Raw genomic sequence first — 13,257 nt, 5'->3', positions numbered from 1 at the left:
TGACGCCGCTCCGTCCCCCGCCCGCCCCGGCCTCTGGGCCGTCAGGGTGAGCTACAGCCGCCGAGCGGAAGCGCCGCCTCGTACGGGGGAGCCAGGAAGACAGCACCGGGCTCCTTCCGGAACCACGTCAACTGCCGCTTGGCGTAGCGGCGCGTCTCCTGCGCGGTGTCGTGAATGGCCTCTTCGCGCGTCATCCGTCCCTCAACGACGGCGCGCGCCTGCACATAGCCCACGCTGCGCATGGGCGCCGCATCGGCGTAGCCCCGCGCCAGCAGCTCGCGGGTCTCCTCGACGAGCCCGCGCTCGAATAGCATCCGCGCGCGCGTGTTGATGAGCCCGTACAGCACGTCGCGCGGTGGCGCCAGAACGTACAGTTGGAAGGGATAACGGTCCGGCGCGAAGGCATGGGCCTTCCGGAACGCCGAGGCGGGCACGCCTGTCTGCGCATGAATCTCCAGCGCCCGGATGACGCGGACCAGGTCCTGCGGAGGGAGCTTCGCCGCCGTCTCCGGGTCCACCTCCGCCAGCCTCCGATGCACCGCCTCGCGCCCCTCACCGGCCGCCAGCGCCTCCAGCTCCGCCCTCAACTCCGGCAAGGCCCCGGGCGCCTCGAGCACACCGTGAAGCAACACGCGCAAATACAGCCCGGTGCCGCCCACGACGAAGACAGGCCGGCCGCGTGCGGCAATCTCCGTGATGACGGCGTCCGCACGGCGCTGGTACTCGACAGCGGAGAACGCCTCCATCGGGTCCACGGCGGACACCAGGTGATGAGGCACCGCGGCCAACTCCTCCGAGGAGGGCTTCGCCGTGCCGATATCGAAGTGCCGGTACACCTGCTGCGAGTCCGCGCTGACAATCTCGCCACCAGCACGCTGGGCCAGCGCAATCGCCAGCGCCGTCTTCCCCGACGCCGTCGGCCCGGCAATCACCGTCAACAGTGGCCGCTGCGCTCCACCCTCACCCATTCGCCAACGCTCCCTGAATCACCGCCGCCGCGGACGCATCACGCGCGAACACCAACCGCACGGGCGAAACCTCCGACAGCAACCGTCCCGCCGCGCCAAGCAGCCCACCTCGCCCCTCGGGCGTCGCCTCGGGCAGCAAGGCATTGACGAGCAGCATCCGTCCGACGTCGCCAGCGGCCTGCGGCTCCCACCGCGACACGCCGTCCCACGCCAGCGTCCCCACCGCGCTCAGCGCCGCCTCGGCGGCCTGCCCCACGTTCCACGGAGTCCCAGCCGCCCGCCAGCCCTGGCTGGGCTCCGGCCACACAGCCACCAACTCATCGGACAACACCTGCCCGCCCGCCTGCGCCCACAAGGCCCCCAGCGTGCTCTTCCCCGCCCCCGAGTGCCCCGTGAAGAGCGCGGCCCGGCCCTGGTGCGCTACCGCCACGCCATGCACCAGCAGCCCGCCACGCCGGGCCAGCGCCCGGGCAAGCATCACCTTCAGCACCGTCTCCACGGGAAACCGCCCCTGCCCCTCCAGGTGGGCCTGGAGGCCGTCGGCGGAGAGCGCCGCGTCGTAGTCCTCGCCGGCCAGGCGCAGCGCGCCGTCCTCCGCACGGAGGACCCGTGGCAGCTCGCGAATGACGGGAGCAGGACGCGCCTGGGCGGGGACCACGGCCACGAGCCGAGCCACCTCACTGCCCTGTCGCCTTGGGGACACCACGAACCGGGAGAACATGCGCCGGAGCGAGTCTCGCAGGCCCGCATCGCCGACTTCCACAACTCCCGTCCAACCGGCGATCCGCAGACAGAGGGCCGCGTCCGCCGAGGGGCCTTCCGGCGGAAGGCTCAGGGAATGCACTCCGACTCACCGGGGATGTTGCACTGGGAAATCTGCGCCAGTGCCACGAAGGGCTGCTCCCAGAGAATGGCCGGCGCCTCATAGACAGGGCCGGCGTCAGGAGGGGGCGTCGTCTGGAAGGCGTCCGAAGTCATGAGGAGTGCGAGCGAGGAAGAAGGGACGTTCTTCATTCAAGGGAAAGGGACGGGGAACGCGCAGATGCGGCCATCTTCGGAGCCCACGTGGAGGCGGCTCACCGTGTGGTCGATGGTGGGAGTTCCGATGCGCTGCGCACCACCAATCGAGACCTGACCGGAGTCGGAGCCATCCAGCAGCTCCAGTTGGTGGACCTGTCCGTCGGAGCTGCCAACGTAGAGGCGCACGACGCCATTCCGATTGAAGGAGAAGGTGCCAGAGGGAGACGCGATCGGCGTGCTCCACCGGAGCACCGGCGGCGACTGGGCGGGCCCCGAGACGTCGTACAGCGCCACCCGGCCGGCCGCGAGACTGGCCACGAAGCCCGAGCCCTGGGGCCGCACGAAGCTGGTGAAGGCAGGCGTGTTCGGCGCCGGGCGCGTGGTGACTGGCAGACTCCACACGAGCTGCGCCGAGGCGGCGTCCACGCCGTGCACGAAGCCATCGCTGTCCGTCACGAGAATCAGGTTGCTGTACGCATTGCGAACCAGGCTCAGCTCCACGTCGCCCACCGGGAGCTGGGCCAGCACCTGACCCGTCAGCGTGTTCAGCACGCGCAGCGTGTTCGGCGAGCCCGCGTGCGCGCGCGTCGCCACGAAGAGCCGGTTGGTGGTGTAGTCCACCACCATGCCGCCCGCCACCATGCCCAGATTCCCAGGCTGATAGCTCCAGACCAGCGCGCCGGTGGCGGCATTCAGGGCCACCACCCGGTTGCGCGAAGCGTCCGCCAGCCGCGTGGCGAAGAAGACGAGGTCGCGGTTGGGGTGCGCGGCCCGGTATGCGGCATTCGCGTAGTCGAAGAGCTGCGTGACCGGGAACGACTGGATGGTGCCAATGGGCTGGCCACCATTGTCCCAGCGCCACAGCAGCTGGCCGGTGGCGGCGTTGAGCGCGCTGGCCACTCCACCCTGGTCACCCACGAGGATGTACTGCCCGGACAGGCCATGCAGCGGCACCACCGGGAAGCGGCTGCCAATGAGGCCCGCCAGCGGGCGAGGCCGCCACCGCTCCGCGCCATCCGCCGACGGGTTGGTGACCTGCGTGAGGTTGGCGACGACGGAGTCGTTGAAGGCGCTGAAGATGCCCGTGCCCAGCTCGGTGATGGGCTGCTGCGAGGCATTCAGGCCCACCGAGTAGCACCACAGCGGCGCCGCGCCCACGCGAGCCCGAGGCGTGGCCACCAGGGCCTGCGACGTCGGCTGGTTGCCCGGCGAGTACCACCGCAGCTCATCCGAATTGAAGACGCGGTAGTAGTACGTGGTGCCGTTGGTGACGGACGTATCGGTGAACGTCGTGGTGGCGCCCACGTCGTCCGCGTACACCACCTGGGCGTTGCCCAGATTGGCCCCCACCGCGTAGGTCAGCCCCTGCGTCGGAGAGAGGTTCGGCGGCGCGCCCTCCGCGCGAAGAATCAGCACGCCCCCGTGCACCGCCGGGTTGTCCCAGGTGAGCGTCACGCTGCCATCGCGCGCCACGCCCGTGAGGCGGTTGACGTCGGGAACGGTGCCCTGCACCAGCGTCATCGGGGTGTCGATGCGAATCTGCGGCCCGCCGTAGTCATCGATGAGGTGGAAGCGATGACGGAACGTGGTGGGCCCGGACAGCGACGCGCCCGCCCCGAAGTTGGAATACACCACCGTGAAGGAGCGCTCGCCGTTGACCGGGATGCCCGTGGCGTTCGTCGACTCCCAGGTGATGCCCGTGGTGGCGCTGTTGGACGCCATGCGCCACCCGGGGGGCGTCTGCAGCACACCGCCGACGGTGAAGTAGTTGAGCGCGGGCCGCAGCAGCCGGACCTCATGCAGCGGCATGGGGCCCCGGTTCTGGATGGTGTAGATGACGGACCGGTTCGTGGAGTTGGCGGCCACCGCGCTGATGTTCGTCCGCACGCGGTGCTGCACGATGCGCCCCTGGTTCGAGTCCACCAGGTTCGACGTCACGGAGGCGCCGTTGCGCGTGGCATCCACCTGCCCCCGGAACCGGTAGTTCGCGAACGGGGCTCCCGTGAGCTGGTACGTCCAGACGAAGTGCGCGGAGGCGCCCGGGTCCAGCCGGGGAACGCCCGCGGTCCCAGGCCCCGACACGAGCGACGCGGCCGCCGTTCCCTGGAACACGGGCGCGCGCGGCGTCACGTTCAGGAACGTGTCCGTCGAGGACGGGTTGGTCACCGTGAGCCGCACGCGCACAGTCTCGTTGTTGAACGCGTCGTCGGTGTCCACGTCCATGGCCACCGGGAGCGCCCCCACGTTGACCATCCGCGCGTCCATCGTGGGCGACACGGTGTTGCCGTTCCCGCTGACGCCCCGCACCCGCGCCACCAGCGTTCCGGCCGAGCCCGTCCGCACTCGCGCGGAATAGACGCCCGCGTTCCGACTGGCGATGTTCATGCGGAACGGCGTCGGCTCGGTGTCCACCACCTGGAAGGTGACGGCGCCCGCGCCCGTGGAGGGTCCCTCAACCGTGGTGTTGTTGTGGTTCGTCCCCGTCCGGTTCTCCACCACCATCCGCGCGTCGATGTCGCCGCCAACCCCCATCACCCGAGGACGCACGTCCACCGTGGTGTACAGGCCGGAGCGACTCCAGCTCGCAGCCGAGGTCGTCACCGACGTGGTGAAGTCGCCCCCGGCGCATGTGTCCCGGGCGAACGTCTGACCCGCGACGAAGCGCTCGTTGTTCTGGTCGTTGTTCGACGTCGGCGGAACCACGCGAAGGACGAACCGGGCCGACTCGTTCTGGCCCAGGCCGTAGTCGCCGCTGCCGTTGCAGGAGTCCTGATTGTAGAAGATGACCCACCGCTCATTGGCGATGTAGTCCACCGTCCATCCCGGGGGCGGGATGGACGCGAGCGGGATGTAGCCGCTGGGCAGCGCGAACCACACCTCGTTGATGCGCCGGAAGAGCGGCGATCCACTGGAGGTGTTGTTGCGGACATCGACCGTCAGCTCGGAGGCCTCGTCCATCACCACCCGCGCGCGGGTATCCCCACCCTGCGGCTGCGTGGTCAAGACGGCGGTCGGGGTCATCGACTGCGCCCACCCCAGCGAAGGCGCCAGGAGCGCGGCGGCGGCGACGAGGGAGGCGGAGAATGGACGCATGATGAAAGGAGCCCTCACGGATCCAGGGTGAAGGAAGCCGCCGTCAGCGGCGCCCCATCGAGGAAGAACCGGGCCTGCCACGTCCCGCTCATGCCGGACGTCGCCACGGCGGTGCCTGCCACGGGCAGGGAGAAGCGCACCGTGCGCGACTCGTCCACGCGTGAATCCACTTCCGCCGACCGCCGCTCATACGGCAGCCCGGAAGGCGGCACGAACTCCACTGACACCGTGTGCCGGCCACGCACGCCGCTCACCGTCAGGTCCACGTCCACCTGCGCCACGGACAGCAAGCCGCGGCGGCCCTCTCCCAGGTCAACCACGATGGCCGAGCCCTGCGGAACCACGGGCGGCGGAGGCACTTCCGGCTCGTCCACCGGCGCGGGCGGCGGCCGGGCCTCCGAACCCTCGCGCGGGGGCAACACGTCCGTGGGCGCCACCGGCCCCTGCGCCGGGGGCGCATGAACCGGGGCATAGGGCGCCACGCCTTCCGTGCACGAGGCCAGCATCACCGCCGCCGCCACGAGCGCCAAACGCGTCCGCATCACCGCGCCTCCTCGAGCTCGTCGATGAGCCCCAGCCGGGTCAGCTCCGAGAAGAACTTGAGCGTGTCGGTCAGCACCTGCTCCACGTCCCATCCGTGACGCTGAGCCACCTGCTCCACCAGGGCCCGCGCCGTGCGCGTTCCGTCGCACAGCTCCCAGATTTCAATGGCCGTTCCGTTGAGCCCACGCAGGGTGTTGCCCTCGGCATCCAGGACGATGAAGTCCGAACCGAAGCGCTGGCCGGAGACGCCCTCGCGCCAGCGCGGCGCATGGTCCGCCGCGAAGTCCGTGCTCATCGCGCACCTCCCCGGCCCAGCAACGCAGCCGGCGCCACTTCACGGCCACCCGCAGCCGCCCCAGCCACCGGGGCCCCCGGTCCCACCCCGCCTCCAGGACGACACCGCCCCGGCGGACGCGCCGCACCCGCCCCAGCACCCGTGACGGATCCAGCGGTGCATCGTCCTGGGGTGAGTTGTCGCCTCGCAGCGCCACCGCCCCGGCCTCCCACCGCCGCAGCCGGTGCAGCACCAGGGCATGGTCGAAGCGCGCCAGCAGGACGTCACCCGGTCGCGGAGCCCCCTCCAGCGGCTCCACGCCGGCATGGTCGCCCGAGCGCAGCGATGGCCACATGCTGTCCCCGTGGACGGGGACCCAGCTCAGGGCCGGAGGCACAACGGGAGTGGAAGTGTCGCGTGGCATCGCAGGTCAGTCTAGCCGACCCGACCTGCGCCCGCGAGTTCCCACCGGCCCAATAGCCCAACGTTTATCAGGGGTTACGCGCCTACCTCAGTTTCTCAAACCTGGCAAGATTCGCCAGGAATGCCGCTCTCGGCCCCACAGAACGCTATGCCGGAACAGCCTGACGCTCCCGCACCACCTTGGCGACCTCGTCGAGCGCGACGGGGATGGGCTCGCCTCCGGCCATGGGCTTCAGCTTCGCCTGACCGCTGGTGCGCTCGGCCTCGCCCAGAACCAGGGTGAATTCCGCGCTGCTCTTGTCCGCGCGCTTCATCTGGCTCTTGAGGCTGCCTCCGCGGGTATCGAACTCCACGCGCAGTCCCTCGCGGCGCAGGCGGCTGGCCAGCACCAGGGCGGCATCGTGCGAGCCCGCGTCCGCCACCGCGACGAAGACGTCCGGCCGCACAGTGAACTGCTGGCCGCTCTCCTTGAGCAGCAGCACCAGCCGGTCCAGGCCACAGGCGAAGCCCACCGCGGGCGCGTCCGGCCCGCCCAGGCTCTTCACCAGCTTGTCATAGCGGCCACCGGCGCCCACGGTGCTGGCGGTGCCCAGCGCGGGGTGAGAGGCGATGAACTCGAAGACGGTGCGCGTGTAGTAGTCCAACCCCCGCACCATGCGCGGATTCACGACGTGCCGGATGCCCAGCGCCGTCAGCTTCCGCTGCACGTCGTCGAAGTGCGCGCGACAGGGCTCGCACAGGGACTCCAGCACGTTGGGGCCGGCCGCGGCGATGGCCTGGCACTTCTCATTCTTGCAGTCCAGCACGCGCAGGGGGTTCTTCTCCATGCGCTTCTGGCAGTCCCCGCAGAGCTCCTCGCGGTGGGCCTGGAGGTACTCCACCAACTTCCCGTGGTACGTGGGCCGGCAGGCCTCGTCCCCCAGCGAGTTGATGTTCAGGGTGATGTCCTTGAGCCCCAGCCGCTCCAGGAACTGCACCACCATGTCCATCATCTCGACGTCCTGGGCGCCTTCCTTCGCGCCGTAGGCCTCCGCGCCGATTTGATAGAACTGGCGGTAGCGGCCCGTCTTCATCCGCTCGTAGCGGAACATGGGCCCCGCGTAGAACCAGCGCGTGAGCGGCTCCTGATTTGCGATGGAGTGCTCGATGTACGCGCGCGCCGCGGGCGCGGTGCCTTCCGGGCGCAGGGACAGGCTGCGGTCCGCCTTGTCGTTGAAGGTGTACATCTCCTTCCCGACGATGTCGGTCTCCTCGCCCACGCTGCGCACGAACAGCGCGGTGTCCTCCACCATGGGCGTGCGGATCTCACCGTAGCCGAAGCGGCCGAACAGCTCGCGGGCCTGCGCCTCCACGTGCTGCCAGATTTCGATCTCCCCAGGGAGGAGATCGTTCATGCCCTTGACGCCCGCGACCTTCTGACTCACGTGATGACTCCGATTCGCTTGCCCAGCCGAACCACCGCTTCCTCCTGGAGGCTGTCGTCCCAGGTGACGCGCTTGGGCTCGAACAGGAGGATGACGGTGGAGCCCATCTCGAAGCGGCCCAGCTCCCCACCCTTCTCCACCGGCATGGCCGCGCCGTAGCGATGCACCTTGCCGGGCTGCCCGGTGTGCGTCGTCACCTCGTCGTAGGCCGCCTTGATGCGCGACACACAGGTGGCGCCCACCTTCACCACCGCGCACTTGCCCGCCACGGTGTCCAGGTACGTCACCAGCCGCTCGTTGACGCAGAACAGGGACTGCTTGTTCTTCACCGACGCGGGGTTCACCGGCCAGAACTCACCGGGGATGTACGCGTACCCGGTGATGGTGCCGCCCAGCGGCGCGTGGATGCGGTGGTAGTCGCGCGGCGACAGGTAGATGGTCGTCCAGGCACCGCCGTGGAAGGGCTTGGCGGCCTCGGAATCCCCCAGCAGCTCGTCCACCGTGTACTCGATGCCCTTGGCCTGCAGGCAGCGCCCGTAGTCCGAATAGCCCACCTGGGACACGCGGCCATCCACCGGGGACACCACCACCTTCTCCCCCGCGTCCACCGGGCGCAGGCCGGGCTTCAGGCCCCGGGTGAAGAACTGGGCGAAGGTCGGGTAGTGCTCGAAGGAGTGCTCGGCCTCCTCCATGTCCACGTTGTAGGCCTTGGCGAAGGCGCGCATGGCGGCCTGATGCACCGGTGCGGGCACGGGCAGTCGCGTGGCCATCCCCACCACGGTGGAGAGCGCGGACTTGGGCAACACCTGCATCAACTTCATGAAAGTCTGGTCGTTCATATCGGCGAATCGGTTCTAGCGACCGGCGTCGGTCGCGGGTGCCGGACCGCCGTCGGGAGTGACGGGGACGGTCTGCACGGCACTCTTGGGTAACAGCGTGAGGACCTTCCCCTCTTCAATCAGGAGGAATGAATCCTGATGCTGGGGGTATTCCAGGCGGCAGGCGGTGCGGTCGGCGAGCTGCCAGGTCTCCCGCATGCCCCGTCCCTGCACATCAATGGGGGTGCCCCGCTGGAAGCACCCCCGGAAGCCCGCCACCAGCTCGGACGCGGCCGTGCCAGCCTGGGGGCCACCGCCGGCACCGGCGTCCGGAGACCCGGCATCCGGCGCTTCCACCGGAGCCGCGGGAGGCGCCTGCTCCTCGGTGGACGGCGCGGTGTAGGAGCCCGGCGGCAGTTCCCGCGCGCTGGCCACGGCCTCGTCCCGCTCGTTGGCGGCCGCCGCCATCCGCTGCCGTCCGTCCTTGATGCGCTGGAGCAACTCGCGGGCGCCCTCGGCGTCCAGGCTGTCCGCGGGGACGCGCTGGAGCTGCGCCTCGATTTCCCCCACCTGCGGATCCAGGAAGGCGTCATCCAGCTTCTGCGCATACAGCTCGCGGAAGCGGCGGGCGGCCTCTTCGTACTCGGCGGAAGGGGCGGGAGGCTCGCGGCGGCAGGCGGTAGGCGCCAGCGTGAGCAGCACTGCGGAGACGACGCCCACGAGGGGCCTGAGGGACGCTCGGAGGACCAGGGTGCGCACGGACACGGGTTTATGTCATTTCCCCGCGCCTGTCCCCCTTTTGTGCCCCGGAAGCGCGCCTCAGACGCCCAGGAACAGGCGCTTGCCGAAGTTCAGCGCCAGGTCCGCATCGAAGATCTTCTGCGCCGACGTCTCGATGTCGTACTCGACGCGGACGTATTCCACCGTGCGCGCATCCGTGTCGCAGATGACGAAGCACGCCCGGTTGTCATAGTCGCGCGGCTGGCCCACGCTGCCCACGGAGATGATGTACTTGTAGCCCCGGCGGATGCCGAACTTCTGGGCCACCACGTCGTTCACCTCGCCATTGCCAATGGCGAAGGCGCGGCACAGGTGGCTGTGGCCGATGAACGTCACCTCCGGCAGTTCCGCCACATAGGGCGTCAGCTCCCGGGCCTGCTCCAGCGCGAAGATGTACTCGTATGCCTTCGGGTCGATGGGCGAACCATGGCAGAAGCCCACGTCGCCAATCCGGTACGTGTACGGGAGGCTGCGCAGCCAGGCCATGTTCTCGTCCGTGAGGACGTTGGCGGACCAGTCCAGCGCGTGCCGGGCGGCGTCGTAGTAGTACGAGTAGTCCATCCGCCCCGCCACCGCCGCGTCGTGGTTGCCCAGGAGCGTCACCTCCGCCACCGAGCGCACCAGCTCACAACACGGGTTGGGCGACGCCCCGTAACCGACGATGTCCCCCAGCGAGACGAACCGGTCCACCTTCTGGTGCTCGGCGACGCGGAGCACCTCGGTGAGCGCCTCGATGTTGGAGTGGATGTCGGAGATGACGGCAATACGCATGCGGGGCCTCGGTCCGGTGGCGTGGGCTCAACCCGCCCAGCCGGCCTTCACCTGGTTCTGCTGCTGCTGCGAAATCATCTGGCGAAGCCGTCCCAGGGTATCGCTGTCCAGGGACTCGAAACGCAACCCCATGCCCGCCGGAAGCGCTCGCTCCTCCGCCTCCCGAAGCCACACCACCGTGGCCTGGGCCTGGATGTCCTGGTGGCCCGCGGGAGACAGCTTCACCACCGTACGCGCCCCTCGTGCCAGGGGCGTGCTCGTGCGGAGGAACAGTCCTCCTTCGCTCAAATTCGAGATTCGCGCGTAGAGCGTGACGTTGTCACCCTCGCACCAGCACCGAAGCTGGGTGGGAATCCGCGTGGACTTTCGGTTTTCGCTCAACCCGGAACCTTCTTCCGTCACCCGAATCCGCAGCCTAGGGACGGCCTGATTCCACAGTCAAGCTCAAGGGTGGTGGGGCGCCCCACCCCGGCCCACGCCCTCATCGCTCCAGGGAGCCCAGGTCGTCGAAGTGGGTCAGCTTCCGGAACTCGGCGAAGCGGGCGTGGATCTCCGGCCGCGTCACCTCGCGCAGGCGCTCCAGGCTGAACTTCTCCACCGTGAAGGAGGCCATGACGCTGCCCATCACCATGGCGCGGCGCAGCAGCGCCTGATCCAACACGCCACTGGAGGTGGCCAGGGCGCCCATGAAGCCGCCGGCGAAGGTGTCCCCCGCGCCGGTGGGGTCGAAGACCTCGGCCAGGGGGAAGGCGGGGCACGCGAAGATGTGCTCGGCCTCGAAGAGGAGCGCGCCGTACTCACCGCGCTTGATGACCACGCGCTGCGGGCCCATGGCCATGATGGCGCGAGCGGCCTTCACCACGTTGTGCTCGCCGGCCAGCTGACGGGCCTCCGCGTCGTTGACGAACAGGAGGTTGACGCGGGAGAGCGTCTTGAGCAGCGCGGCCCGGCTGCCCTTGATCCAGAAGTTCATGGTGTCGGCGGCCACCAGCTTCGGCGCCTTCACCTGGTCCAGCACCTGCGCCTGGAGCTCCGGGTGGATGTTGCCCAGGAAGACGTAGGGCGTGTCCCGGTAGGACTCCGGCAGCTTCGGGGAGAAGGCCTGGAAGACGTTGAGCTGGGTGTCCAGCGTCTGCGCCTCGTTCAGCTCGTAGCTGTAGCGGCCCTTCCAGCGGAAGGTGCGGCCCGTCTCCCGGGTGAGGCCCTCCAGGTCGATTCCCCGCCCGCGAAGGAAGTTGAGGTGCCCTTCGGGGAAGTCCTCGCCCACCACCGCCACGACACGCGCGGGGCTGAAGAACGAGGCCGACGTAGAGAAGTAGGTGGCCGAGCCCCCGAGGATGTCCTCCTTCTGGCCGAAGGGGGTTTCCACTGAGTCCAGGGCAACGGAGCCGACGACGAGCAGGGACATGCGAGCTTCCTGGGGGGAGATGCCGTGAAATCAGGCACGGCGCTCCCCTGGGCCCCGTGCCCATGCCGGGTACGTCGTTTCCCGTTTTCCGTCAAGCACCGAGCGGTGGGTTCAGGGCGTCGGAATGCCTGTCAAGGTGAGGATGGCCTTCAGATCATCGTCCGTGAAGAACAGGCCGCCGCCCACGAAGAAGTCGCGGCCCGCCACCAGGCGCCGCGTCGCCAGGTCCCGCTGCTGCGCGTTGAGCATGTCGTCCATGCCGGCGATCAAATAGAGGTGATCGAGGGGCTGGGCGCGCAGGCTGGCGCGCAGGCGGGGGTAGCGCAGCTCGTCGTCCGCGAAGTTGAAGGCGTCCACCTGGAACCGGAGCGCGTCGTTGAAGAAGTGCAGGTCGGCGCCCACGCCGCCGGTGGACTCGATGAGGCCCACGCGCAGGGTGGTGAAGTACCAGCGCTTGGCGAACTGCGCGCTGACCTTGAGGCTCTCCTTGGTCACCTTCCGCGTCTGAACGACGGGGTCGCCCTCGGACGGCGGGTTCGTCTGCAACACCTCCGTCGTCACGCTGCCGCGGGGGTCGTCCACCAGCTCCAGCAGGTAGTACTTGTCCGGCTTGGGGATGAGGCGCACGGAGAAGACGTTCTTCGAATTCCCTTGCGCGGCCAGGTAGGTGCTCTGGATGCCAATCTCCGCCTGGAGGTCGGTCAGGCGGGACGTGAAGCGCGACACGTCCTGCACCGTCTCGCGGAGCTCGCGGCCCACGGCCTCGTCGGCCAGCAGCACGCCGGCGGCGCCCTCCCCGTCCTTCACCTTGCGAGTGATCTCCTCCAGGTTGCCCAGCGTGCCGTCCAGCTTCTTGAGCGTCTCCTTGAGGCTGGCGACGGTCTCCTTCACGTCGCCTTCACCCGTGCCCACGATGTTCTTCACGCTGCCGAGCACCTGGCGCACGTCGCGGGTGATGAACTCGATGTTGTCGATGATGCGGGTGATTTCCGCCTGGTTGCCCTGGGTGATGCCGCGCACGTCCGCGGAGATGGCCTCGACGTTGCCGACGATGGTGTCCAGGCGGTCCGCGTTGCGCCGGACCGTGGCATCCACGGAATCCGACAGCCGCACCAGGTTCTCCACGATGCGCTGGAGCGACCCCGCACCACGCTCACCGCCGAGCACTTCCCGCAGCGCCCCCGTCACCTCCTGGATGTCGGCGGTGATCTGCGACAGCGACTCGAAGACGGCCTCCATGCCCTGGGTGTCGACGACGCGCCGGATCTGCCCACCCGACTCCAGGCTGGGGGCGCCCTCCGTGCCGGGGTTCAGGTCCAGCAGGTAGTCACCCAGCAGCGATTCGGAGCGCTTGGTGACGACGGCGTCCTCGCGCAGGTCCACGTCGTTGCGGATCTTCAACCAGACCTTCGCCCGCGTCCCCTCGAGCGAGATGTCGTCGATTTCGCCCACCGGGATACCGGCGATCTGCACGCGCCCACGCACGGCGAGGCCGGACGCATCCCGGAAATAGGCCCACACCCTCGTGGATTCGCTGTCGCTCAAACCACCTTTGCGAGCGAACAGGACGAAGGTGACGAAAAAAGCCCCCGCCGCGATGACCAGCAGGCCCACACGGAAGGGCGTGACGAGCTTCTTCACCTGTTGTGACTCCGAGAGCGACCGGCCGGCGCGACTCTAACGTTTTGCATCCTGAGTGCCACATTTTCCTAGGGGGCTCCCCGCCCTCCTGCCG

General features: G+C 69.0%; 13 protein-coding genes and 1 pseudogene. All 14 read right to left on the bottom strand.

Annotation, left to right across the window (positions count from 1 at the left end):
* Positions 1 to 41 precede the first annotated feature (41 nt).
* Entirely contained in the window at positions 42 to 968 is a 927-nt protein-coding gene (miaA, locus tag QEG98_RS19630; RefSeq protein WP_316567697.1) for a tRNA (adenosine(37)-N6)-dimethylallyltransferase MiaA, read from the bottom strand.
* Entirely contained in the window at positions 961 to 1,812 is an 852-nt protein-coding gene (locus QEG98_RS19625) for a hypothetical protein (RefSeq protein ID WP_316567696.1), read from the bottom strand. Before QEG98_RS19625 ends, miaA begins: the two co-directional genes overlap by 8 nt.
* Positions 1,800 to 1,946 carry a hypothetical protein gene (locus QEG98_RS19620; RefSeq protein WP_167371169.1) on the bottom strand — a complete coding sequence of 49 codons (147 nt, stop codon included), beginning with the start codon at positions 1,944 to 1,946 and terminating at the stop codon, positions 1,800 to 1,802. The genes QEG98_RS19625 and QEG98_RS19620 overlap by 13 nt, the downstream gene beginning before the upstream one ends.
* Positions 1,947 to 1,982: 36 nt before the next feature.
* Positions 1,983 to 5,081, bottom strand: a complete 3,099-nt coding sequence (locus QEG98_RS19615; protein WP_316567695.1) for a PQQ-binding-like beta-propeller repeat protein — start codon at positions 5,079 to 5,081, stop codon at positions 1,983 to 1,985.
* Positions 5,082 to 5,095: 14 nt separating this feature from the next.
* The gene (locus QEG98_RS19610) at positions 5,096 to 5,623 is read right to left on the bottom strand and encodes a hypothetical protein (RefSeq protein WP_316567694.1); all 528 of its coding nucleotides are present in this window, start codon (positions 5,621 to 5,623) and stop codon (positions 5,096 to 5,098) included.
* Positions 5,623 to 5,919, bottom strand: coding sequence for a PqqD family protein (locus QEG98_RS19605; protein WP_011553743.1), 297 nt, complete (start codon positions 5,917 to 5,919; stop codon positions 5,623 to 5,625). Before QEG98_RS19605 ends, QEG98_RS19610 begins: the two co-directional genes overlap by 1 nt.
* Before the next feature lie 184 nt (positions 5,920 to 6,103).
* Positions 6,104 to 6,253, bottom strand: a pseudogene (locus tag QEG98_RS19600) (peptidase S24); the annotation flags it as partial.
* A gap of 214 nt (positions 6,254 to 6,467) precedes the next feature.
* Positions 6,468 to 7,745, bottom strand: coding sequence for a histidine--tRNA ligase (hisS, locus tag QEG98_RS19595; RefSeq protein WP_090492543.1), 1,278 nt, complete (start codon positions 7,743 to 7,745; stop codon positions 6,468 to 6,470).
* On the bottom strand, positions 7,742 to 8,584 hold the full coding sequence (gene asd, locus QEG98_RS19590; RefSeq protein WP_090492541.1) for an archaetidylserine decarboxylase: 843 nt from the start codon (positions 8,582 to 8,584) through the stop codon (positions 7,742 to 7,744). The genes hisS and asd overlap by 4 nt, the downstream gene beginning before the upstream one ends.
* A gap of 15 nt (positions 8,585 to 8,599) precedes the next feature.
* On the bottom strand, positions 8,600 to 9,328 hold the full coding sequence (locus QEG98_RS19585; protein ID WP_316567693.1) for a hypothetical protein: 729 nt from the start codon (positions 9,326 to 9,328) through the stop codon (positions 8,600 to 8,602).
* Positions 9,329 to 9,382: 54 nt separating this feature from the next.
* Positions 9,383 to 10,114: a metallophosphoesterase family protein gene (locus QEG98_RS19580; protein ID WP_090492537.1), complete on the bottom strand. Its 732-nt coding sequence runs from the start codon at positions 10,112 to 10,114 to the stop codon at positions 9,383 to 9,385.
* A gap of 27 nt (positions 10,115 to 10,141) precedes the next feature.
* Positions 10,142 to 10,495 carry a TIGR02266 family protein gene (locus QEG98_RS19575; RefSeq protein WP_217917601.1) on the bottom strand — a complete coding sequence of 118 codons (354 nt, stop codon included), beginning with the start codon at positions 10,493 to 10,495 and terminating at the stop codon, positions 10,142 to 10,144.
* A 100-nt stretch (positions 10,496 to 10,595) separates the two neighbouring features.
* Positions 10,596 to 11,522, bottom strand: a complete 927-nt coding sequence (locus QEG98_RS19570) for a PfkB family carbohydrate kinase (RefSeq protein ID WP_011553737.1) — start codon at positions 11,520 to 11,522, stop codon at positions 10,596 to 10,598.
* A gap of 111 nt (positions 11,523 to 11,633) precedes the next feature.
* Entirely contained in the window at positions 11,634 to 13,163 is a 1,530-nt protein-coding gene (locus QEG98_RS19565) for an MlaD family protein (protein ID WP_090492533.1), read from the bottom strand.
* Between the last annotated feature and the right edge of the window lie 94 nt (positions 13,164 to 13,257).

Source organism: Myxococcus sp. MxC21-1 (assembly GCF_032612255.1).
Classification (GTDB): domain Bacteria; phylum Myxococcota; class Myxococcia; order Myxococcales; family Myxococcaceae; genus Myxococcus; species Myxococcus virescens.
This window is presented reverse-complemented; position numbering and strand designations above follow the sequence as displayed.

Coding starts and splice junctions, on each gene's coding strand:
- QEG98_RS19610 (WP_316567694.1), bottom strand. CDS start 5,623: ATGCGGACGCGTTTGGCGCTCGTGGCGGCGGCGGTGATGCTGGCCTCG.
- QEG98_RS19580 (WP_090492537.1), bottom strand. CDS start 10,114: ATGCGTATTGCCGTCATCTCCGACATCCACTCCAACATCGAGGCGCTC.
- QEG98_RS19615 (WP_316567695.1), bottom strand. CDS start 5,081: ATGCGTCCATTCTCCGCCTCCCTCGTCGCCGCCGCCGCGCTCCTGGCG.
- QEG98_RS19605 (WP_011553743.1), bottom strand. CDS start 5,919: ATGAGCACGGACTTCGCGGCGGACCATGCGCCGCGCTGGCGCGAGGGC.
- miaA (WP_316567697.1), bottom strand. CDS start 968: ATGGGTGAGGGTGGAGCGCAGCGGCCACTGTTGACGGTGATTGCCGGG.
- QEG98_RS19620 (WP_167371169.1), bottom strand. CDS start 1,946: ATGACTTCGGACGCCTTCCAGACGACGCCCCCTCCTGACGCCGGCCCT.
- QEG98_RS19570 (WP_011553737.1), bottom strand. CDS start 11,522: ATGTCCCTGCTCGTCGTCGGCTCCGTTGCCCTGGACTCAGTGGAAACC.
- asd (WP_090492541.1), bottom strand. CDS start 8,584: ATGAACGACCAGACTTTCATGAAGTTGATGCAGGTGTTGCCCAAGTCC.